This window comes from Hyphomicrobium sp. D-2, assembly GCF_029872155.1.
Taxonomy (GTDB): Bacteria; Pseudomonadota; Alphaproteobacteria; order Rhizobiales; family Hyphomicrobiaceae; genus Hyphomicrobium_A.
On record NZ_JARXLA010000005.1, the window covers coordinates 136,996 to 158,577 of the forward strand.

Here is a 21,582-nt window from a genome sequence, read left to right on the forward strand (position 1 = left end):
GGCTGTTAAATCGGATCGCTGGCGTTGCCGTCAAGGAGCATTGGCGCAACGGGTTAGCCGCGATGGGTTCACTCATCCGGGGGCGCGTTGTCTTTGCGATAGGGGCCGAGCTCAGCCAGCAACGCGGAATCCTCCGCCACCGCTTCGCGCTCTGATTTCAGATAACGTGCAATGGCGCGCCGTAATCCCGGATCGGCAATGAGATGCGCCGAATAGGTGGTGACGGGCATGTAGCCGCGCGCCAGCTTGTGTTCGCCCTGCGCGCCCGCTTCAACGCGTTTGAGACCATGCGCGATCGCATAGTCGATCGCCTGATAATAGCAGAGCTCGAAATGCAAAAACGGGTGATGCTCGATCGCGCCCCAATAGCGACCATAGAGGCAGTCGCCGCCGATGAGGTTGAGCGCGCCCGCGATGTATTCGCCGTCGCGCTTCGCCATCACCAGCAGACAATGCTCGGCCATGGCTTTGCCGAGCAGCGAGAAGAAGCGGCGGTTGAGATAGGGCGTGCCCCACTTGCGGTTGCCGGTATCGATGTAAAACCGGAAAAACGCGTCCCAATGTTCTTCCGTGATGTCCGAGCCGGTCAGATGCTCAACGGTGATGCCGTTCGCCAGCGCTTCGCTACGCTCTTTGCGCAAGGCCTTGCGCTTGCGCGACGCGAGCGAGGCGAGAAAATCGTCGAAGGTGCGATAGCCGTCGTTGCGCCAGTGGAATTGCTGACCGGTCCGCTGCAGCAGCCCCAGTTCGCCCAGCGTGCGCCATTCGTCTTCCGGCAGAAACGTAACGTGCACGGATGACGCTTCCATGCGCCGGGCAAGTTCCGCCGCTGCCGCCGCGAGCGTCTGGCGATGCCGATCCGCATCGGGGCCGGGGCGCACCAGTAATCGCGGGCCGGGCACCGGCGTGAACGGCACAGCAATTTGCAGCTTGGGATAATAACTGCCGCCCGCCTGCTCATAGGCAGCGGCCCAGGAATGATCGAACACATATTCGCCAGCGCTATGCAGCTTCACATAACACGGCGCACAGGCGACGATGTTGCCGCCGCCATCACTCCCGCTATCGCCATCGTTGTCGCTGTCCGCACCGCCATCATCACGGCCGTTGTCATCGGCGATCAGAATATGCTGTGGCAGCCAGCCGGTGCGCTGCGGTCCGACGCAATCGGATTCCTCCAGCGCCTTCAGAAAACGATGCGACACAAACGGATTGAACGTTGTCGCATCCGGATTGGCGCAGGCGTCCCAGGCTTCGGCGTCCACGTCAGCAATGCGCGCAACGATATTGGCGACGACGGAAGACTTAGGAGGAGCCTCCGCGCCTTCTGACGGGTTTTCCTGCTCAATCCGGTTGTCGTGCCGTTCATTGTCCATCGACGATGCCTGCTTTCGTCGCGTTGATGCTGCGGCCCACGCCCTGAGCACCTATTCAGGGTTCATAGCCCTCGAATATCGGGGCGTCGGCCCATTGCGCCGCCGTTGCGCGCTGCTCCTCGGTACGCACAGTCCACGTGGAAAGCGGGATGTTTGCAACCTCGCGCACATAGCGGGTCACGTTGGTCGGCAGGGCGTTGACGTCGTAGGCATAGAAGTCGGGGGCGGCTGGCCCCGATTCAAGCAGGTGCGTCAGGTCGTGAGCGCGGGCGGCACCCAACTTGTCACGCCACCAGCATTCGCCAACGAATTGACCGGCAACGATGCCGCGCGGAATGTCAGGCGCCAGCGCGCGCACGGCGGTCATCACGGCCGGGTCAAACGACATCAGCGCGGCGGCACCGCGATAGGCGCCTACCTGTTCGGTGATGGCGCGCAGGAAGGTGGCGTCCGGTGCATCCCATTCGCTCTTGATCTCGATCAGCAGCGGCACGCGGCCAGCTACCAGCTCCAGCAGGTCGGCGAGGGCGATCACGCCGCTTGCGCCCGCACAGTTGCGATAGCGCAGCGTTTTCAGTTCGTCGGCGCTGCGTGTCGCAACCGCGCCGTCACCATCAATCAAGCGTTCCAAAGTCAGGTCGTGGAACACCATCGGCGTGCCATCGCGGGCAGGGCGCAGATCGCACTCGATGCCATAGCCGCGCGCGATCGCCGCTTCGAATGCCGGAGCTGTGTTCTCGATTATTCCGCGCGCTGCATCGTGCAGGCCGCGATGCGCAATCGGCTTCAGAAAGGCTGTGCGATCGCGCATGGGGTGGCCTCACCCGAGGGCTCTGACAGGAGAAAAAACTGCGGGCACCCTGCCGAAGGCTGCCCGCAGTGCCATGTTAGCCCGATCAGGGGGCAAACTGGATGATAGCATCGATCTCAACCGCGCAACCCAGTGGCAGACTGGAGACGCCAACGGCGGCACGCGTGTGGCGGCCGGCATCGCCCAGAATTTCGACCATCACGTCCGATGCGCCGTTGATGACCTGCGGATGATCGGTAAAGTCGGGCGCTGAATTGACGAAGCCGGTCAGGCGCACGATCTGCTGGATGCGATCCAGGCGCCCCAGGGCCGCGCGAGCCTGGGCCAGAATATTCAACGCGCAGTGGCGTGCGGCTTCCTGCCCCTGTGCCACTGCCATGTTGTTGCCGAGACATCCACGAATGATACTGCCATCCGCCGCCTTGGAAACCTGGCCGGACACGTAGAGAAGATTTCCGGACAGCAGGGTTGGCACATAATTGGCGACTGGACTGGCCGCCTCGGGAAGTACAATGCCCAACGTTGCCAGCCGTGCCTCGATCTTGTCGTCCATTCCGGTATCCTCAGGTTCGGGCGGCCTGCTAGCGGCCGCTTTCGCTCGCGGGCGTCTTTTTGGGCCCGTGGCAGGGGGCTTGGCAAGGGCCTGCGTAGCGGGCACAGGGGTATTCCGGCGCTTAACCTCTCCGGGTTAGGGTGTCGGGCAAGAAACGACCGCGAGGAAGAATGTTCCACCTAGCCAAGGTACTGGTCGCCGGCGCATTGGGCGTGGCGGCGATGGCTGCACCTTTGGGTGATCTGCAAGCGCAGGTTGCCGGCAGCGCGGTGCAATTCCGCCCCCATCGGGCCGTCTACGACATCACGTTCGACCACGCGACGCCGGGCTCCGGTGTCGCCGATATGGTTGGCCGCATGGTGTACGAGATGGCGGGGTCGGACTGTGGGGAATATGCCCAGTCGATGCGGTTCGTCACCCGCATGACCAATCAGGACGGCGTCTCGCAGGTCAACGATTTGCGCACCAACAGCTTCGAAAACGTTCCCAACCACGTGCTGCGGTTTTCGTCGAGCCAGTATGAAAACGAAAAGCAGTCGGAAGCTGCGCAGGGAACGGCCAGCGCCGGGGGCGACGGAACATTCACGGAAGTGAAGCTGACCAAGCCCAAGAAAAAGACAGTGAAGCTGCCGGCCAGCGTCTATTTCCCGATCCAGCATTCGCTGGCACTGGTGGAGGCGGCCCGTAAGGGCCAGACGCAGTTCACCGCCAATCTGTTCGATGGCTCAGATAAGGGCGAGAAGTTTTACGAGACCAGTGCGGTGATCGGAGCAAAACTTGCCGCGGGCAGCCAGCCTGTGCCGGTAAGCCTGAAAAACGGCGGTGAGCTGAATGCCATCCCGTCCTGGCCGATTGCGATCGGATATTTTGAGCCGGGAATGAGCCGGCAGGACATCCTGCCGACCTACGAGCTTTCGTTTCGCTTCTTCGAAAATGGCGTGTCGAGCGGTCTTTATATCGACTACGGAGACTTCGCGATCCGTGGCGAACTGAAAGAGCTGACCTTTCTCGACAGCGCCAAGTGCGGCAGCCCCAGCGTGGGCGGATCGTCTAAACGCTGATTTCCGGATCGCCGGTTTCGCCGGCCATCTTGGCTAACGCTCGCCGCGCCGGCGCAATTTCGCCCGGCGGAATGGTTTCTGACGCGCAGAAAACCAGCAGCAGGCTTTCGTCCTGAAGCAGATAATCCAGCACTGCTGCCAGCATTTCGGGTGCGTGCGCGTTCTCGCGCAGCTCCGCCGGGCCGACGCCTGTCAGGGTTAAGAAACCCGAAATGCGTTGCGGATCGCTGGCCAGAAACAGCAACGCTGACTCGCCGATGGAATTAGCCCGCTCAGTGTGCATCGGTCTCAACCTCGAATTCACCTAAAGATCGCAGAATATATGACGTGTCGGCGCGAACGTGTTCCGCTCGGCTATTCATTAACTGTTGGTTACGCCTTCGCACGCAAACTCACGATCATTGTGATGGTGAGAATCGGTGCACAAGTGGGCCAAGGAGTACGAGCTGCAACGCCATGAATATACAGGAGACCAACACCGGGCCGCACGCGCCAGTGCCTTAGGGCGGCAGGGAGAACGGTTCTCATTGTGGAAGACAACGAGCTAAATATGAAGCTCTTCCACGATATTCTGGCTGCGCATGGCTATGAGACCATTCAAACGCGAAACGGTCTCGAAGCGCTCGATCTCGCCCGTCGTCACCATCCCGCGCTCATCCTGATGGACATTCAGCTTCCGGAAATTTCGGGGCTGGAGGTCACGAAGTGGATCAAGGAAGACGACGTGCTTCGAGACATTCCGGTTGTGGCGATTACAGCCTTTGCCATGAAGGGCGATGAGGAACGAATCCGCTCGGGCGGATGCGAGGCCTACATTTCCAAGCCGATATCGGTCGGACATTTCCTTGAGACTGTGCAGCGCTTCGTCGGCGGACCGCGCTCCTGACGCTGTTGTAAATTGTGCGCCGAAGTTGAGTGCCCAAGTTGAGTAGTGGTAATCGAAGATGACTGCACGCGTACTCGTAGTCGACGATATTTCAGCCAATGTGAAGCTGCTCGAAGCCCGGCTTTCCGCTGAATATTTCGATGTCCTCACGGCAAGTAGCGGCCCCGAAGCACTGGACGTCTGCGAGCGCGAGCGTGTGGACGTTGTGCTGCTCGACGTAATGATGCCGGGCATGGATGGCTTTGAAGTCTGCCGCCGGCTCAAATCCAATCCTAAGACGCATCACATTCCGATTATCCTGGTGACGGCGCTGGATCAGGTATCCGACCGCGTGCGTGGATTGCAGAGCGGCGCGGACGATTTTCTGACCAAGCCGGTTGATGACATCGCGCTGATCACGCGCGTGAAGAATCTTGCGCGTCTGAAGACGCTGACCGACGAAATGCTGTTGCGCGCGCTCACTGGACGCCAGCTCGGCATTAATGAGGATGCGGCGCTGCTCAAGGCGCTGTCGAATGAAAAGAGCCGCGTTTTGATTGTCGATGACGATCAGCGCAACGCCACCCGTATCGCAAACTGGGTGGCTACGATCCACCTGCCGACTGTTGTCTCCGCGCCGACAGCAGCTCTGGATGAGCTTTCGGATGGCGAATACGATTTGGCGATCGTTTCGCTTTCGCTCGCGCAGGCAGATGCATTGCGCCTGTGTTCGCAGATCCGCTCAGCTTCCCGTACGCGGCATCTACCGATCATTCTGGTTGTTGAGCCCGGCTACGAAGCCCGTTTGCTGCGCGCGCTTGATATGGGCGTCAACGACTACATCATGCGGCCGGTGGACGAGAACGAGCTGCTGGCACGCGTGAAAACGCAGGTGCGGCGCAAGCGTTACTCCGATCATCTGCGCGATCGCCTGGAGGAGAGCATTGAGGCTTCCGTGATCGATGCGCTCACGGGGCTGCATAACCGCCGCTACATGGAAACGCACCTCACCACGCTGGTCGAGGAAGCCCGCCGAACCGGTCGTGCGCTTTCGGTGCTGCTGGCCGATATCGACCACTTCAAGCACGTGAATGACACCTACGGCCATGACATTGGCGATGCGGTGCTGCGCGAGTTCTCAGTTCGATTCCGCCGCAACACGCGCGGCATCGATCTGGCGTGCCGTTATGGCGGCGAAGAGTTTCTGGTGATCATGCCCGATACGGATATGAGCCGCGCGTTCCAGGTGGGCGAGCGACTGCGGGCTTCCATTGCGTCCGATGTCTTCCAGGTGAGCCCCGGCGGCGTCAGCATCAACCTGACCGCAAGCGTTGGGCTTGCAACCCTGGAGTGCGGCGATGACACACCGGAGACGGTGTTTCGCCGGGCCGATCAGGCGTTGTTTGTCGCCAAGCGTGCGGGCCGCAATCGGGTCGAAGCAAACGCCGCCTAATGCTAATCATCTGAATAAACAAAAAGAACGGCGATGCTGTTAGCTGCGCCGTCCCATCTAAAATATCGAATTGACTGGGGTCGGGTCGAGCGTGGCGACGCGGTCGACTCATCGTGGTTAATACAGCACAGTCAAAGCATAACTTGCGTTAACTAGAGTCCTCTGTCAGATTAGGAATTATCGAGGGGCTCGTTAAAATTCGGTGTGTGGGGCAGGCTCGTCAAGGCGGCCGCATTCCACCATTTGTTTACCGGGTTTCCGCGCTATCAGGTCCGCCGCATTTCCTGATAGAGCGGAAAATCGTGGTCTCGGTCGCAGCAGCTAGAGTGGCCTCCTCGTTGAAGCTGCATAGGACCGGCCACGGCGCCAGGCGGTGAGTCAACGCCCTCTTTGACGATCCATCTGGTTACTAGATCAGGGTCCGTGGCTTTCTCGGACTTCACTACCCCGCTGCCGGGTTTGGTTGCGGGCCCTGATCAAGGTAATTTTCGCGAGCAATCATGCTCGGGCCCTGATCAACCCCGGGTCCAAGTCGTCGCCATTTCCATAAATTAGACAATAGAACAGCATCCACCGCCACGCCCTATGCTGACGGTGGTGCATCCGCTGCACGCATTGGGCTGCGCGCGCGTGGCTTACTTGATCTTGGTTTCCTTGAACTCGACGTGCTTCTTCACGACCGGGTCATACTTCTTGAACACCAGCTTTTCGGTGCTGGTGCGGGGGTTCTTCTTCGTGACGTAAAAGAAGCCCGTGCCGGCGGTCGAGAGCAGTTTGATCTTCTGCGTGATGGGCTTAGCCATAGTAAGGAAACCTTCGGGCGAAATCTGACAACGTCCGCACAGGCTGCGGAGAGCCGGCAACATAGCCAGCGCGGGCGGCCTGTCAAGCAAGCCGCGCGCTCTACATATGGTTAAAGTGTCGCCTTGGGGTTCGAGGCGTTGGCCGGTTCACCCAAAGAAGGCTCCAGCGGATCATGCCCGTCGAAGCCATGCATACGCAGCGCCCACTGCAGGCCGACCAGCGAGCCCTTGATGTGCGGCAGCATCCACATGCACATGCCGATGGTTAGCGGGAACCAGAGAGCAATGTGGAGCCAGTAGCTCGGCTGGAAGTGTTCTTCCACCGCCATGATGCCCGCGACGATAAAGTGGCAGACGATCATCATCGTGAAATAGGGCGGTGCGTCATCGGCGCGGTGATGGTGCAACTCCTCGCCGCACTTGGGGCAGCTATCGGCCACCTTCAGATATTTGCGGAACAACTGGCCTTCGCCGCACGCAGGGCACTTGCCGAACGTCCCGCGCCTCATGGCCTGTCCCCAGTCGCGCTGCTCAGCGGCGCGCGATGCAGGCTTGTCGGAGAAGGTTTGCGGTGTCTCAGTCATCGGGCTTTACCTCGCCTCGTTTGCCGGCCGCTGTTTTTGCGCGTGTTTGAATTGCACTGCTGGCCGCGACATAACGTGATCCCCCGATTGACTGAGGTCAATAGCGCAATGGCCGCATCGAATTGACCCGGTCAGCGTCGCCGCGGCTTGCCACGTCGCATTTTCAGCTGCGGACCGGCATAGGGCGCGGCAACACGTCCGCGCTTGCCCTCGGTTAACATCTCAAACCGCAGCGCGCCCGCCGAGGGAATGGCTTCCACCAGCCGCACTTCGACATTATCGCCCAGCCGGTAGGTTTCGCCGCTGCGCTTCCCGACCAGCGCGTGCTCTGCCTCGACGTGATTGAAAAAGTCGGTGCCCAGTGAGGATACCGGAACGAAGCCGTCAGCGCCGGTCTCGGTGAGGCGCACGAACAAACCTGAACGCGTGACGCCAGCGATGCGGCCTGCGAACTTCGCGCCGATGCGATCAGCCAGATGGGAAGCGATCAGGCGGTCGATGGTCTCGCGCTCCGCCGCCATGGCGCGCCGTTCCGCTTCGGAGATCTGCTGCGCAATCTCGCGCAGGCGCGGAACTTCGCTGTCGTCCAGTCCGCCCTCGCCAAGCTTGATGGCCTTCACCAGCGCGCGATGCACGAGCAGATCCGCATACCGGCGGATGGGCGAGGTGAAGTGCGCGTAGCGGCGCAGGTTGAGGCCGAAATGGCCGACGTTCTCGATGTTATATTCAGCTTGGCTCTGGCTGCGCAGCACCACCTCGTTGACGAGATCAGAGACCGGCATTTCCTTCGCGTGCTTCAGGATGCCGTTGAAGTGCGATGCGCGCAGGTTAGATGCCTGCGGCAGCTTCATGCCGATGGTATCGAGGAAGTCACGCAGGCTGGCCAGCTTCTCCTTCGAGGGCTGATCGTGGATGCGGTAGACGACCGGAGTCTTCTTCTGTTCCAGCATCTCGGCAGCAGCAACGTTGGCCTGAATCATGAATTCTTCGATCAGGCGGTGCGCCGCGAGACGTTCAGGCGTCACGACATCCGCAACGCGTCCAGTTTCGTCGAGCACGATCTTGCGCTCGGGCAGATCGAGATCCAGCGGGCCGCGTTTGTCGCGCGCAGCCGCCAGAACCGCATAGGCATCCCACAGCGGCCGCAGGATGCCTTCGAGCAGCGGTCCGGCCTTGTCGGAAGGATTGCCGTCGATGGCGGCTTGCGCCTCCTGATAGCTGAGCTTGGCGGCCGAGCGCATCAGCCCACGCATGAACGTGTGGCTGCGTTTTGCACCGTCCTTGTCGAACACCATGCGCACGGCCAAGCAGGCGCGGTTCTCGCCTTCGCGCAACGAGCACAGGTCGTTTGAGATCCGCTCTGGCAGCATCGGCACGACGCGATCGGGGAAATAAACCGAGTTGCCGCGCAACTGCGCTTCGCGATCGAGGCGCGATCCCGGCCGCACGAAATAGGACACGTCGGCGATCGCCACGTAAACAATGAAGCCGCCCGGGTTGGCTGGATCGCTATCGGGCTCGGCGTAAACGGCGTCGTCGTGGTCGCGCGCATCGGGCGGATCGATGGTGATCAGCGGGATGTCACGCAGGTCGGTGCGCCCGGCGAGCGTCGCTTCCTCTAGCGCCTTCGATTCTGAGATGACGCCTTCGGGGAAGTCGTCCGGGATGCCGTGGGTGTGCACGGCGATGAAGCTGATCTGGCGCTGATCGTCCGGGCTGCCCAGCGTTTCCAGAATGCGCGCCTGCGGTACATGCAGGCGGCCCTTGCGCCCCAGATCGAAGCGAACGAGATCGCCGTCCTTCGCCGGGCCTTCATCGCCCTTGGCGATCGACCAGGAACGGAGCTGCTTGCGATCGATCGGTTCGATGTTGCCGCCGCCGTTCTCGCTGGCGCGGAACACGCCGACCAGCCGGCGCTTCTCGCGCGGCAGCTTTTTGATCGGGTGGGCTTCGAAGCGATAGCCGCCTTCTTCCGGTTCGCGAATTTCGCTGATGCGCGAGAGCACGCGGTCGCCAACGCCGATGCTGGCCTCGACATCGATCTCCGGTCCGCGCGCGTGCGCAGCGACGAGCAGAATGGACGGGCGCTCGCCTTCGTCTTCCCACACGACCGGCTTGGCGATCAGATCGCCGTCGTCATCGCGACCGACAATCTCGATCACGGTGACGGTGGGCAGTCCGCCCTTGGGACGCAGATGCTTGCGGCCGGATGAAAGTTCGCCTTCGTCTGACATCTCGGCCAGCAGCCGATTGAGGTCGAGCCGCTGCGGGCCTTTGATGCCAAAAGCGCGGGCAATCTCGCGCTTGCCGACCTTGCCCGGCGAAGTGCGGATAAACTCCATCACCTCTTCACGGGTAGGCATTGCACCACCGATGCCACGGGGCGCAGCGCCGCCGCCGCGCTGCTTTGGGCCGTTGCGTTTGGCCTTGGGTGTGCGCGGCGTCGGTTTGCGTGCCATGTCAGGATGCCCGGCGAATGGTGGGGCGGATCAACTCTCCGCTTGCGCAGCCGAAGCCTTCTTGGTGGCACGGCCCTTGGCGGCTGGCTTAGCCGCAGCCTTGGTGGTCTTGGCGGCAGGCTTCGCCGCCTTCTTCGCGGCCGCTTTCGGTGCTGCCGCCTTTGCAGGTTTAGATGATTTGGCGGCCTTGGCGGCGGGTTTTGCCTTTGCCTCGCCCTTGGCAGCTGCCTTGCGCACAGGCTTTTTCTTTGAGGACGGGCCCTTGGCGGCGCGCTCGGCGATCAGCGCAACGGCATCAGCAACTGAAAGCGTCGCCGGGTCCTTGCCCTTGGGTATGGTGGCGTTGACGTCGCCGTGCTTCACATACGGGCCGTAGCGGCCAGAAAGCACCTCGATCTTGCCGCCGCCATCCGGGTGCTCGCCCAGCTCCTTCAGCACCGTTGCCTTGGGACGGTTAAACCGGCCCTTGCCGCCCGCCGCCTTCTCAGCCAGCAACGCGACAGCGCGGTTGAGACCGACGGAGAACACCTCTTCGACATTCTCGACGTTGGCATACATGCCATCGTGCAGCACGAATGGACCGTAACGGCCAAGACCGGCGCTGATCGGCTTGCCGGTTTCCGGATGCATGCCAACCTCGCGCGGCAGCGACAGCAGCTTCAGCGCATATTCCAGATCAACCGAGCCCGCATCGACACCCTTGGGGATGCTTGAGCGCTTGGGCTTTTCATCTTCGCCTGCTTCGCCAAGCTGAAGATATGGACCGAAGCGGCCGGTCCGCAGCGTTACCGCAAGGCCCGATTCCGGATCATGGCCCAGCAGCTTGCCATCGGGGCCAGCGGCTTCGCCATCGGCGCTGCCAGTGCCGGATACATCGCTAAGCTGACGCGTGTAACGGCACTCGGGATAATTGCCACAGCCGATGAACGCGCCGAACTTGCCGGAAATCTTCAGGCTGAGGCGGCCGGAGTTGCACGATGGGCAGATGCGCGGATCGGTGCCGTCTTCGCGCTGCGGGAAGATGTGCGGGCCCAAGATCTCGTTCAGCGCTTCCAGCACTTCGCCGACGCGCAGATCCTTGATCTCGTCGACGGCGCCGGTGAAGTCGCGCCAGAAGTCGCGCAGAACGTCTTTCCATTCCAGCTTGCCGTCGGAAATCTGATCGAGCTGGTCTTCGAGCGCGGCGGTGAAATCATATTCGACGTAGCGCTGGAAGAAGCCTTCCAGGAACGCGATCACCAGCCGGCCCTTATCCTCCGGGATCAGGCGCTTCTTGTCGGTGCGCACGTATTCGCGATCCTGCAGCACCGCCAGCGTCGAGGCGTAGGTGGAAGGGCGGCCGATGCCCAGCTCTTCCATTTTCTTGACCAGCGTCGCTTCGGAATAGCGCGGCGGCGGCTGGGTAAAGTGCTGCTCGGCTTCGATAGCGCGATCGGTCACGGCATCGCCGGAGTTCAGTGCCGGCAGGCGACGGCTTGAATCATCGTCCCCTGCGGTGTCGTCTTTACCCTTGGCGGCATGCAGGCGCTCATCGCGGCCTTCCTCGTACACCTTCAGGAAGCCGTCGAACTTGATGACGGAGCCGGTGGCGCGCAACGTATAGGCCTTGCCGTCGCGACCTTTGACGGCAATGTCGGCGCTCGTCTGTTCAACTTCGGCTGATGCCATCTGGCTGGCGACAGCGCGCTTCCACACCAGTTCATAAAGACGTGCCTGATCGCGATCGAGATACTTGGCGACATCTTGCGGGCGGCGCGTCACTTCGGTGGGGCGGATGGCTTCGTGCGCTTCCTGCGCGTTCTTGGCCTTGGTCTTATATTCGCGGATGAACGGTGCAACGTACTTCTGCGAATACTCGCGAGCGATCATGCCCCGGATGGCGCTGACCGCCTCCGGCACGATGGTGATGCCGTCGGTTCGCATGTAGGTGATGAGGCCCACCGTTTCGCCGCCGATGTCGACGCCTTCATAGAGGCGCTGGGCCACCTGCATGGTGTGCTTGGCCGAAAAGCCCAGCTTACGTGAGGCGTCCATCTGCAGCGTCGAAGTGGCGAACGGCGGATAAGGGTTGCGCTTCACGCCTTTCTTCTCGACCGAGACGACCTTGAAATCGCCCTTCTCGATGGCCGCCTTGATGGCATGGGCTTCATCGCCGGTCTTGATGTCCAGCTTCTTCAGCGTCTCGCCGTTGATGGCGTTGAGGCGGGCGGAGAACTCCTCGCCCGAGCCCGTCGCCATGTTGGCATCGATGGTCCAGTATTCGTCGGTGCGGAAGATTTCGATCTCGCGTTCACGGTCGCAGATGAGGCGCAGCGCCACCGACTGCACACGTCCTGCGGAACGGGCGCCGGGTAGCTTGCGCCACAGCACCGGCGACAGCGTGAAGCCGACCAGATAATCCAGCGCGCGGCGGGCGAGGTACGCCGACACCAGCGGGGTGTCTATCTTCCGCGGCTCAGCCAGCGCAGCCAAAATCGCCTGCTTGGTGACGGCGTTGAACGCGACGCGCTCAACCTCCATGCCCTTCTTGATGACTTTCTTCGCCTCAAGAATTTGCAGGATGTGCCAAGAGATCGCCTCGCCCTCACGATCAGGGTCGGTTGCGAGGATCAGCTTGTCGGCCTTTTTGACCGCGTCAGCGATTTCCTTGATGATTCTCTGCGACTTGGAGTCCACGTCCCAGTGCATCGCAAAGTCATTGTCCGGCTCGACCGAGCCGTTCTTGGCCGGCAGGTCGCGCACGTGGCCAAAGGAGGCAATGACCTTATAGCCGCTGCCCAGGTACTTGTTGATCGTCTTTGCCTTGGCAGCCGATTCTACGATGAGGACGTTCATCTAAGGGCTTTCAATCTGGCGGTGCGCCGCGAAATCAATGGGAGGGAACGGATTTGACGCCCATGAACACGGCATCGGGCGAAATTTAGGCGTCCGTTCGGCCCGGGAACATGGGAGAGGATTTTGGCGCTGTCAAACATTCGGGGCCGCCTGGCAACCCGTTCCGGGCGATTGCAACCAAAAGTATATGGTGATATGTCCTGCCTATGATTGGTTGCATTAAGTTGGGGCAGGCGACGATATGGTTGAACCCGAACACGGGAACGGAAGCTTAGATCACCCTTGCAAGAAATCTCAGAATTTGGCCGTGCTAGATTATCTTTGTGACATTATTTCTGAACTCAAGGTCCTTTCAGACCGTTCCGGGCAGAGAACACTGTCCGCCATTCTTGCGGCAGCGCTTGTGGAAGCTCGGCTCCAGAAGGACGAGAGTACGCATTTCTAGGCCGACGCGCTTGGGGTCTCTGATCTAACCATCTGATTCATAACTTATATTTTTTGGTGGAGGCGCCTGCCAGGGGTATTCGCCTTTCAAATACTGATGGCGGAGGCCCGGCCATCAGCTGTGGCAGCGCGTCACGGATCGTTGGGCGCATCCATCGCAAGAGCAACGAGGCCGGCGCCGTGGCGTTCAATCCGCCCGGCCAGGGCCAGCTCGATCAGCGCCACCTGAACCGATCTGATCGATAGTCCGGTGGACCGCACCAGACTATCGATGTCAGTGGGAGCGGGGCCGAGGGCGCCGATTATCGTTTCGCTGTCGTTTTTGACCGGCTGGCCTGATGGTGCTCGGCCCGGTGGTGCATTGGCCGTAATTCCAGCGGCGGCCGTCCTGTTGGCAAAGGTGAGCGCTTCGACGCCGATAGTCTCCGTACGCGCGCTTGCATGGCCGGGGCTGAGGGTGGAACGCTGGCGTGTATCGTTCGCACCTAAATCTCCGGACGCTGAATCCCGCCATTCGCCTGCGTGTGGATAGACCGCCGGTTGATCCTCGCGGAAATGGCGTAGGGGCGTATCGGTCAGCGGCATCAGGGCCGCGATCACGTCGTCAGCCTCGGTCACCAGCGTGGCACCCGATTTCAGTAATCCGTTGGTGCCTTCGGCGCGCGGATCGAGCGGGTGGCCAGGAACCGCAAAGACTTCGCGGCCCTGTTCCGCCGCCAGCCGCGCGGTAACGAGGCTGCCGGAACGGCGGGCGGCTTCGACGATGACAACCCCCAGCGACAGGCCTGAAATGATGCGGTTGCGGCGGGGAAATGACTGCGCGCGGGCGACATAGCCGAACGGCATCTCGGTAACCGTGCACCCGCGTTCGCCGATTGTACGCTGCAGGGCTTCGTGCTCCGGCGGATAGACCACGTCCAGGCCATTGGCTACGACTGCGACCGTGCCGGTTTCCATCGCGGCTGTGTGCGCCGCCGCGTCGATGCCGCGGGCGAGCCCCGACGTGATGACAAAGCCGCCGATGCCGATGCCGCGCGCCAGTTGTGCGGCAATGCGAGTGCCTGCAGCAGAACAGGCGCGCGAGCCAACGATGCCGACACTGGGGCGATTGAGCAGATTAGCGTCGCCTTTGATTGCGATGACCGGCGGAGGTGCATCGAGGGCGGCAAGGGGGGCAGGATAGTCGGCATCGCCGATGAGCAGGAAGCGGGCGCCGAATTTCTCTGCGCGCTTCAGTTCAGCCTCGATATCCTTGGCGGCCGCGATGCGTATCGTGGTGCGATGACCGCCACGGCGGGATAATTCCGGCAAGTGCGCCAGTGCATCACTCGGCGTGCTGCAGTGGGCAATAAGATCGCGGAACGTCGCCGGGCCGACGTTCTCGGAGCGTGCAAGACGTATGGCTGCGACGCGTTGTTCGCCCACAAATGGCGCTACAGCGAAGCCGCGCGCTTGTTCTGCATCACTCCCGGGCACCGATCCGTGGCTCCTCTCCCGCAAGCAACCGCCGGATGTTGGCGTGATGCTTTGCGATCAGCATCAAGGAAAGAAGTCCAGCGAGTATGGCCGCCGATTGCTGCCCCATGACGAACAGGCCGACAGGGACGGCAGCGGCTGCCACCAGCGCAGAAAGCGAGGAATATCGCGTCAAAGCCGCGACCAGCAGCCAGATAGCGCAAAACGCCAGCGCCGCGCGCCAATCGACGCCCAGCAGCACGCCGATATAGGTGGCGACGCCTTTGCCGCCGCGAAAGCCGAGCCACACCGGAAAAATGTGGCCGAGAAATGCGGCGAGGCCCGCCAGCAGCGGAGCGATTTCAGCGATGTTGGCGTTGCCGCTCATCTCGCCGAGCCAACGCCCGATCAGGACAGCAGCGGTGCCCTTCAGTGCATCAAGCAGCAGCGTGAGGGCAGCAAGGCGCTTGTTCCCGGTGCGCAGTACGTTGGTTGCGCCGATGTTGCCGGACCCAATCTTGCGCACGTCCCCGAGGCCGGCCGCGCGGGTCAGCAGCAGGCCGAATGGAATCGACCCGAGCAGATATCCAAGCGCCACGGCCGCAAGCGTGAAGGGGCTGGTGATAACGTCCATGGTGAAGCGCCGTATCCTGTCCCGACGGAGCGTCGCCTATATGCGGCCTCCGCAGTTGCGCAAAGTACTTGTTGAGCATAGCCCCTGCAACTGGTCCGCATCATTTGACCAGCATCAGCCCGACAGCGGAGGGCCATCTCGCCCATGCCGGAGCCGGGGCTGACAGATGAAGTTATGCCGGCTATTTGCGCGTGAAAAGATTGCAGTGTGGCGCTGATATTTGCCATCTGTCGTCATGCGGATTCTGCCGTTATCTGATCCTGGACGGAAACTTGCGGTCGCGCTCAAGCGGCCCAGCCCCATTTTTGTGAACTGAGAACTGGACATAGCGATGAGCAAACCGGCGAAGACCATTGTCACCATCGTTGGCGCCAGACCGCAGTTCATCAAGGTTGCTCCGGTAAGCCGCGCGCTGCGGGACACAGGCTCGATTTCGGAAATCCTCGTCCACACCGGCCAGCATTTCGATGCCAACATGTCGGACGTGTTTTTTGACGAACTGGGTATCGCGCGGCCGGACTATAATCTTGATGTCGGCGGTGGCGGACACGGTGCAATGACAGGCCTGATGCTGCAACGGATTGAGCCGCTGCTGCAGGACATTCGCCCCGATGCTGTGCTGATCTATGGCGACACCAACTCGACGCTGGCGGGAGCACTAACGGCAGCCAAGCTGCATATTCCGGTGGCACATGTTGAGGCCGGTCTGCGGTCGTTCAATCGCGCGATGCCGGAGGAGATCAACCGGGTTGTCGCCGATCACCTTTCGGATTTGCTGTTCGCCTCAACCGATGTAGCGGTGGCGAACCTGCTGCACGAAGGCGTCGACAGCGCCAAGGTGCATCATGTCGGTGACGTGATGTACGACGCTGCGCTGCTGTTTGCTGACCGTGCCAAGGAGCGCACGCTGCTTGCCGATCTGGGTCTTGAGCCGGGACGTTATGTTCTCTCGACGTTGCACCGGGCTGAGAACACCGACAGTCCGCAGCGTCTCGGCGCTCTGGTGGCCGCTCTCGATCGGGTAGCACAGCAGATACCGGTGGTGCTGCCACTGCATCCGCGCACGCGCGGTGCCATGGAACGGCAGGGCCTTCGTTTTGAGCGCGTGAAGACGATTGATCCTGTCGGCTACCTCGACATGATCGCGCTTGAATCCAACGCAGCGGTGATTGCCACCGATTCCGGCGGTGTGCAGAAAGAAGCGTTCTTCTACGCCGTTCCCTGTGTCACCCTGCGCGACGAAACGGAATGGACGGAGCTGATCGAGCTTGGCTGGAACCAGCTTGCGGCACCGGATGGACCTGCAATTTCGGAGCAGATCCTGTCGGCTGTAGGACGCAAGGGCACCGAGGCGTTTCCCTACGGCAATGGCGATGCGGCGCGCTTGATCGCTGAGAAATTGGCGGGTTAGGCACGGGCACATGGGGCGCATTTCGTTGCGCCTCATGCCATGCCGAAGCTTTTCAAGCGTCGCCGATGAACCTGCGCACCTTGTGCAAAGATTGCGCTGGGTGGGACCCCACACCACCGCGGAGCCCCGCCGTGTTATGCGTCGGCTGCAAGTGCGCCGGCGAGAGCGCTGACGACATGATCCTGATCGGCTTCGGTCAGGTCCGGCCCCATTGGTAATGACATCACATGCGCGCCAAGCCACGCGCTGGCCGGTGTTGGATCGCTGTTACCAAGGTTGCGATATGCATCCTGAGCATTGAGCGGAATTGGATAGTGCACGGCGGTTGGCACGCCAGCCTGTAGGAGGCGGCTTTGCACTTCGGCACGGTTGGGAACGAGAACCGTGTATTGCGCGTGGACGCTGGTGCGGCCGTCCAGCATCGCCAGAGACCGGGCGCCGGTCAGCGGAGCGTTCAGATCCGACGCATCGACGGTGCAGAAACCAGGCACTGTTTCGCGGAGCAGCGCGTCGTAACGCGTGCCGATGCGCACGCGCTCGGAAACTTCCCAGTCGAACCGGGGCAGCTTTGCAAGCACGATTGCGCATTGCAGGGTGTCCATCCGGCCGCCAACGCCGATGCGGGTGTGCACGTAGCGTTTGCTCTGGCCGTGTACGCGGATCTCGCGCGCAGCCTGCGCGAGGGCGTCATCGTCCGTGAACAGAGCGCCGCCGTCGCCGTAGCAGCCCAGCGGCTTGGACGGAAAGAAGCTCGTGGCGCCGAATGTCGATAGTCCGCAGCTCTTGCGGCCGTGGTAGTCGGAGCCGAAGCTCTGGCAACCATCCTCGATGACCGGAATGCCGTGTTCGGCGGCGATGGCGTTGATTGCGTCCATCTCCGCCACCTGGCCATAGAGACTGACCGGGATGATGGCTTTGGTGCGCGGCGTAATTTTCGCTGCAATCAGTGTCGGGTCGATGTTGGCAGTGCGCGGATCGACATCGACGAAAATGGGCTTGGCGCCCAGCAGTACGATCACTTCAGCCGTCGCGACGAACGTGAAAGGTGTGGTGATGACTTCATCGCCGTGGCCAACGCCTAGCGCCATCAGCGCGATGAGCAGCGCTTCGGTTCCGCTGGAAACGCTCACGCAATGCCTGACGCCAACATAGGCCGACAGCGCCGTTTCAAGTTCGGCGACCTCTGGTCCCATGATGTATTGGCCGTGAGCCAGCACCGCTGCGATACGCCGCTCAAGATCTTCCTTGATAGCGGTTTGCTGCGTCTTGAGATCGATGAATTGCATGGTGTCTCTCAATCAGCCTTTTGCAATCTGTCCCGAACGTAGGCCATGCGATGCTGCATGAACCGCCTGCAGCGAGGGTTGCGCCATTTCTGAGGACGTATCACGCATGCTGGCCACGCAAAGCTCAGACTATTTGCGAGGCGTGCGCGCGTAGCTTGTCAGTAGTGGAGTGGCAGCGCGACCCGTCGGCCGTCGCGAGCGGACAGGTAAAGCGCAATCAAAAGCTCAAGCGATTTGAGACCCTCGCGCCCATCGGTCTCCGGCTCGGCGTTGCCGGTGAGAACATTGATGACGTTGTCATAATAAAGCGGATGCCCGAAGCCATAAACGCTGGTTGTGGCGTAATTGGCTTGTGCGATCTCGTCGTCTTCGGGCAACTTTTCGGCGAATTCCCAATGCTGGATCTCGTTGACGGCAACGCCGCCGATGCGCACTGTTCCGTGCTCGCCGAGAATAGTGATCGAGCCTTCGAAATTTTTAGGGTGTGTGAGCATAGTGACGTTGAGCGTGCCGAGCGCACCGCTGCGCCAGCGCAGTGCGGCAACACCGGTATCCTCAACCTCGATATCGCGGGCCAGCGTGGCGGTGTAAGCCATCACGCTTTCGAGCGGGCCGATCAGCCAGTCCAGCAGATCGATGTAATGGCTGGCCTGGTTCATGTAGGCGCCGCCATCAAACTCCCACGTGCCGCGCCACTTCGCGCTGTCGTAGTATTCCTGCGGGCGCGTCCAGAAGACGTTGATTGCCACCGCGTAGATCCGCCCGAAGCGCTTGGCCTCGATAGCACGCTTCAAAAGCTGCAGCGTTGCGTTGCGGCGGTTCTGTTTGACAACGAACAGCTTCACACCCGCGCGATCGCAGGCTTCAACCATGGCGAGGCCGTCGTTCCAGCGCGTCGCCATTGGCTTTTCTGTCATGACGTGGAAGCCAGCTGCGGCCGTTTGCATCGCCTGCTGCGGATGCAGACCGCTTGGAGTCGTCAGCACAACGCAATCGGCATTGGTGGATGCCAGCATCGCTTGCAGTGACGTATGCGGCGTGGCGCCCGTTTCCTTGGCCGCAGCCTGTGCGACCTCGGGAACGATGTCGCATACATCAACAAGCTCACAACGGTCCCGGTGGGTTGCGATGGCACCGAAGTGATTTTTGGCAATGCGTCCGCACCCTACCAGCGCGAAACGTACTTTCCTGTCTTTGACCCCCGTCATGGTGGGCACTCCTGCGGCGAGAGCTAAAGCCGGAAAACGGTGAACCCCAGATTCTGGAATTCGTGGCGGTCGTATAGAGATTTGACATCAACAAGAATGGGTGCGGCGCCGCGCACACGGGCTTTGATCTCGTCGGATGTCAGCTTGCGATAACTGTCATGGCCGACCGCTACGACCAGCGCGTCGACGGGCGTGTCGGCCGAGATCTTTGACAACTCGATGCCGTATTCCTCGCGAACTTCTACGGGATCAGCGAGCGGATCTTCGACGATCACATCGGCGCCGTGCTCCTTAAGTTCGCGCACAAGATCGACGACCTTGGAATTGCGCACGTCGGGGCAGTTTTCCTTGAAGGTGATGCCCATCACGCCGATGCGGCTGCGCGGCACGTCGATGCCGCTTTTCAGCATGCGCTTGACGGTGTTGCGCGCCACGTAGCGCCCCATGTTGTCGTTGATGCGGCGCCCGGCGAGGATCACCTGCGGGATGTATCCCATCTGCTCGGCTTTATGCGTCAGATAGTAGGGATCGACGCCGATGCAGTGTCCGCCGACCAGACCGGGCCGGAAATTGAGGAAGTTCCATTTCGTGCCGGCAGCAGCCAGTACCTCGGCGGTGTCGATCCCGGCGCGTGCGAACACAACAGACAATTCGTTCATGAGCGCAATGTTGAGATCGCGCTGTGTATTCTCGATGACCTTCGATGCTTCGGCCACTTGTATGCTGCTGGCCTTGTGGGTGCCGGCGGTGATGATCGACGCATAGAGCGCATCAACGACGTCGGCGATCTCTGGCGTGGAGCCGCTCGTCACCTTCACGATCGTTGGCAGCTTGTGCTGCTTGTCGGCGGGGTTGATACGCTCGGGGCTGTAGCCGCAGAAAAAGTCTTGGTTGAAGACCATGCCGGACGCTGCCGCCAGCACCGGAACGCACACCTCTTCGGTCGCGCCGGGATAGACGGTCGATTCGTAAATGACGATGGCGCCCTTCGGCATCACGCTGCCGACCGTATTGGAAGCCTTGATCAGCGGATTCAAATCCGGCCGGTTGGCATTGTCGATCGGCGTGGGAACCGTGATGATGAAAAAGCGGCAGTCCTTGAGATCATCAGGATTGCTGGTGAAGCTAAGCTGCTTTGCACTGGCAAGCTCATCGGGCTCCACTTCGAGCGTGCGGTCGACGCCCTTGCGCAATTCATCAACGCGTTCGGCATTGATATCAAAGCCGACTACGCGGCGCTTTTTTCCGAACTCTACGGCAAGCGGTAATCCGACATAGCCGAGTCCGATAAGCGCAATATTTCCTTCAACTCTGTCCACGGAAAAAATCCTGCAATTGCTGTAATGAAGATATTCGGTTTGAGATATCCCGGCTGGGAGAAAAATGCGTGGCAGTCACGAAAGAGGTGTTGGAAGAGGCGCCATGTAGACACTGTGAAAACGTCTCCGCCAGCAAGAGTGGATAGCTCAGGGAATGCTTGTTTTGCAACTTATTTGCTGGGGATAAGAGGTTTTGCTGCCGCGCAGAATGGAACCTGTCGCTAGTCTCCATGATCGCATATCATAGCGGTGCATTGGGGCCGCTAAGTCCGAATTTTCTGCATGTCGGGCAATAACGGTTGTCACACTTGGGGCCAGGTTCCCTTCAATGGAAGCTGGCCTATCCGCGCATCAGAACGCCAATACGAAAGCAAAGACGAATGAGCAGCGAACCCTTTGTGCACGAAAGTGCCTACGTGGATGATGGCGTCGAACTGGGCGAGGGGTCGAAAGTCTGGCATTTCAGCCATATCCTTTCGGGGTGCCGCATTGGACGCAATTGCTCCATTGGCCAGAATGTCATGATTGGCCCCAATGTGCCTGTCGGTGACAACTGCAAAATCCAGAACAACGTCTCGCTTTATAAGGGCGTTGAACTGGAGGACGGAGTGTTCTGCGGTCCGTCGTCAGTGTTCACAAATGTTATAAATCCGCGCGCCGAGGTTGAGCGAAAGGATGAGTTTCGCATTACGCGGATCCGGCGCGGAGCAACGATTGGCGCTAACGCAACGATCGTCTGCGGCAATGAGCTGGGCGAATATTGTCTGATTGCTGCGGGCGCGGTTGTCACCAAGTCGGTACCGGCGTTTGCATTGATGGCCGGTGTGCCCGCGCGTCGGATGGGTTGGGTATCACGGTCGGGCGAGATACTCGACGAGACGCTGATCTGCCCGCGCACGGGCGAGCGCTATGAAATGGTCGGCGACGCGCTGAAACTGGTTGAAGCCCAAGGGTAGTACAACCGGGATCGCTCGGTATTGGATTGAAGGCGAGCCGCGCGTGATGCACCTTCAAGCTGCGCCGCG

18 protein-coding genes are annotated in these 21,582 nt (G+C 60.9%); 5 read left to right on the plus strand and 13 right to left on the minus strand.

Annotated elements, in window-relative coordinates; genetic code table 11:
• Positions 1–68 precede the first annotated feature (68 nt).
• From QEZ49_RS10730 to QEZ49_RS10740, 3 genes are all read right to left on the minus strand, one after another.
• Positions 69–1,376 (minus strand): GNAT family N-acetyltransferase, encoded by a 1,308-nt coding sequence (locus tag QEZ49_RS10730; RefSeq protein ID WP_280386758.1) that lies wholly within the window; start codon positions 1,374–1,376, stop codon positions 69–71.
• 55 nt (positions 1,377–1,431) lie between these two features.
• A complete protein-coding gene (locus QEZ49_RS10735; protein WP_280386759.1) occupies positions 1,432–2,187 on the minus strand; it encodes a glycerophosphodiester phosphodiesterase family protein in 756 nt (251 codons plus the stop codon).
• Between the two features lie 85 nt (positions 2,188–2,272).
• Positions 2,273–2,740, minus strand: coding sequence for a RidA family protein (locus QEZ49_RS10740; protein ID WP_068460200.1), 468 nt, complete (start codon positions 2,738–2,740; stop codon positions 2,273–2,275).
• Positions 2,741–2,910: 170 nt separating this feature from the next.
• On the opposite strand from QEZ49_RS10740, the gene QEZ49_RS10745 reads away from it, so the two are divergent.
• Positions 2,911–3,801 carry a cell envelope integrity EipB family protein gene (locus QEZ49_RS10745; RefSeq protein WP_280386763.1) on the plus strand — a complete coding sequence of 297 codons (891 nt, stop codon included), beginning with the start codon at positions 2,911–2,913 and terminating at the stop codon, positions 3,799–3,801.
• Here the strand turns inward: QEZ49_RS10745 and QEZ49_RS10750 are convergent.
• On the minus strand, positions 3,791–4,084 hold the full coding sequence (locus QEZ49_RS10750; RefSeq protein ID WP_280386765.1) for a DUF3572 domain-containing protein: 294 nt from the start codon (positions 4,082–4,084) through the stop codon (positions 3,791–3,793). The genes QEZ49_RS10745 and QEZ49_RS10750 overlap by 11 nt on opposite strands.
• A gap of 177 nt (positions 4,085–4,261) precedes the next feature.
• Between QEZ49_RS10750 and QEZ49_RS10755 the strand changes: the two genes are divergently transcribed.
• Together QEZ49_RS10755 and QEZ49_RS10760 are read left to right on the plus strand one after the other, a co-directional pair.
• Positions 4,262–4,687: a response regulator gene (locus QEZ49_RS10755; RefSeq protein WP_280387288.1), complete on the plus strand. Its 426-nt coding sequence runs from the start codon at positions 4,262–4,264 to the stop codon at positions 4,685–4,687.
• A 58-nt stretch (positions 4,688–4,745) separates the two neighbouring features.
• Entirely contained in the window at positions 4,746–6,119 is a 1,374-nt protein-coding gene (locus QEZ49_RS10760; protein ID WP_280386767.1) for a PleD family two-component system response regulator, read from the plus strand.
• Positions 6,120–6,754: 635 nt separating this feature from the next.
• On the opposite strand, the gene rpmG is transcribed toward QEZ49_RS10760, so the two are convergent.
• The 6 genes from rpmG to plsY all read right to left on the minus strand — a co-directional run bounded on the left by rpmG (position 6,755) and on the right by plsY (position 15,333).
• Positions 6,755–6,922 carry a 50S ribosomal protein L33 gene (rpmG, locus tag QEZ49_RS10765; RefSeq protein WP_068460210.1) on the minus strand — a complete coding sequence of 56 codons (168 nt, stop codon included), beginning with the start codon at positions 6,920–6,922 and terminating at the stop codon, positions 6,755–6,757.
• Between the two features lie 110 nt (positions 6,923–7,032).
• The gene (locus QEZ49_RS10770) at positions 7,033–7,506 is read right to left on the minus strand and encodes a DUF983 domain-containing protein (protein WP_280386770.1); all 474 of its coding nucleotides are present in this window, start codon (positions 7,504–7,506) and stop codon (positions 7,033–7,035) included.
• Positions 7,507–7,637: 131 nt separating this feature from the next.
• A complete protein-coding gene (rnr, locus tag QEZ49_RS10775) occupies positions 7,638–9,965 on the minus strand; it encodes a ribonuclease R (RefSeq protein WP_280386772.1) in 2,328 nt (775 codons plus the stop codon).
• A 30-nt stretch (positions 9,966–9,995) separates the two neighbouring features.
• Positions 9,996–12,800, minus strand: a complete 2,805-nt coding sequence (gene topA, locus QEZ49_RS10780) for a type I DNA topoisomerase (protein ID WP_280386774.1) — start codon at positions 12,798–12,800, stop codon at positions 9,996–9,998.
• Positions 12,801–13,376: 576 nt separating this feature from the next.
• Positions 13,377–14,720 (minus strand): DNA-processing protein DprA, encoded by a 1,344-nt coding sequence (gene dprA, locus QEZ49_RS10785; protein ID WP_280386775.1) that lies wholly within the window; start codon positions 14,718–14,720, stop codon positions 13,377–13,379.
• A complete protein-coding gene (gene plsY / locus QEZ49_RS10790) occupies positions 14,707–15,333 on the minus strand; it encodes a glycerol-3-phosphate 1-O-acyltransferase PlsY (protein WP_280386777.1) in 627 nt (208 codons plus the stop codon). The genes dprA and plsY overlap by 14 nt, the downstream gene beginning before the upstream one ends.
• Before the next feature lie 331 nt (positions 15,334–15,664).
• On the opposite strand from plsY, the gene wecB reads away from it, so the two are divergent.
• A complete protein-coding gene (gene wecB, locus QEZ49_RS10795; protein WP_280386779.1) occupies positions 15,665–16,744 on the plus strand; it encodes a UDP-N-acetylglucosamine 2-epimerase (non-hydrolyzing) in 1,080 nt (359 codons plus the stop codon).
• Positions 16,745–16,878: 134 nt separating this feature from the next.
• On the opposite strand, the gene QEZ49_RS10800 is transcribed toward wecB, so the two are convergent.
• From QEZ49_RS10800 to QEZ49_RS10810, 3 genes are all read right to left on the minus strand, one after another.
• Positions 16,879–18,030 carry a DegT/DnrJ/EryC1/StrS family aminotransferase gene (locus QEZ49_RS10800; RefSeq protein ID WP_280386781.1) on the minus strand — a complete coding sequence of 384 codons (1,152 nt, stop codon included), beginning with the start codon at positions 18,028–18,030 and terminating at the stop codon, positions 16,879–16,881.
• 158 nt (positions 18,031–18,188) lie between these two features.
• The gene (locus tag QEZ49_RS10805) at positions 18,189–19,238 is read right to left on the minus strand and encodes a Gfo/Idh/MocA family oxidoreductase (protein WP_280386782.1); all 1,050 of its coding nucleotides are present in this window, start codon (positions 19,236–19,238) and stop codon (positions 18,189–18,191) included.
• 23 nt (positions 19,239–19,261) lie between these two features.
• On the minus strand, positions 19,262–20,557 hold the full coding sequence (locus QEZ49_RS10810; protein WP_280386784.1) for a nucleotide sugar dehydrogenase: 1,296 nt from the start codon (positions 20,555–20,557) through the stop codon (positions 19,262–19,264).
• 380 nt (positions 20,558–20,937) lie between these two features.
• On the opposite strand from QEZ49_RS10810, the gene QEZ49_RS10815 reads away from it, so the two are divergent.
• Positions 20,938–21,513, plus strand: coding sequence for an acyltransferase (locus tag QEZ49_RS10815; protein ID WP_280386786.1), 576 nt, complete (start codon positions 20,938–20,940; stop codon positions 21,511–21,513).
• Positions 21,514–21,582 lie beyond the last annotated feature (69 nt).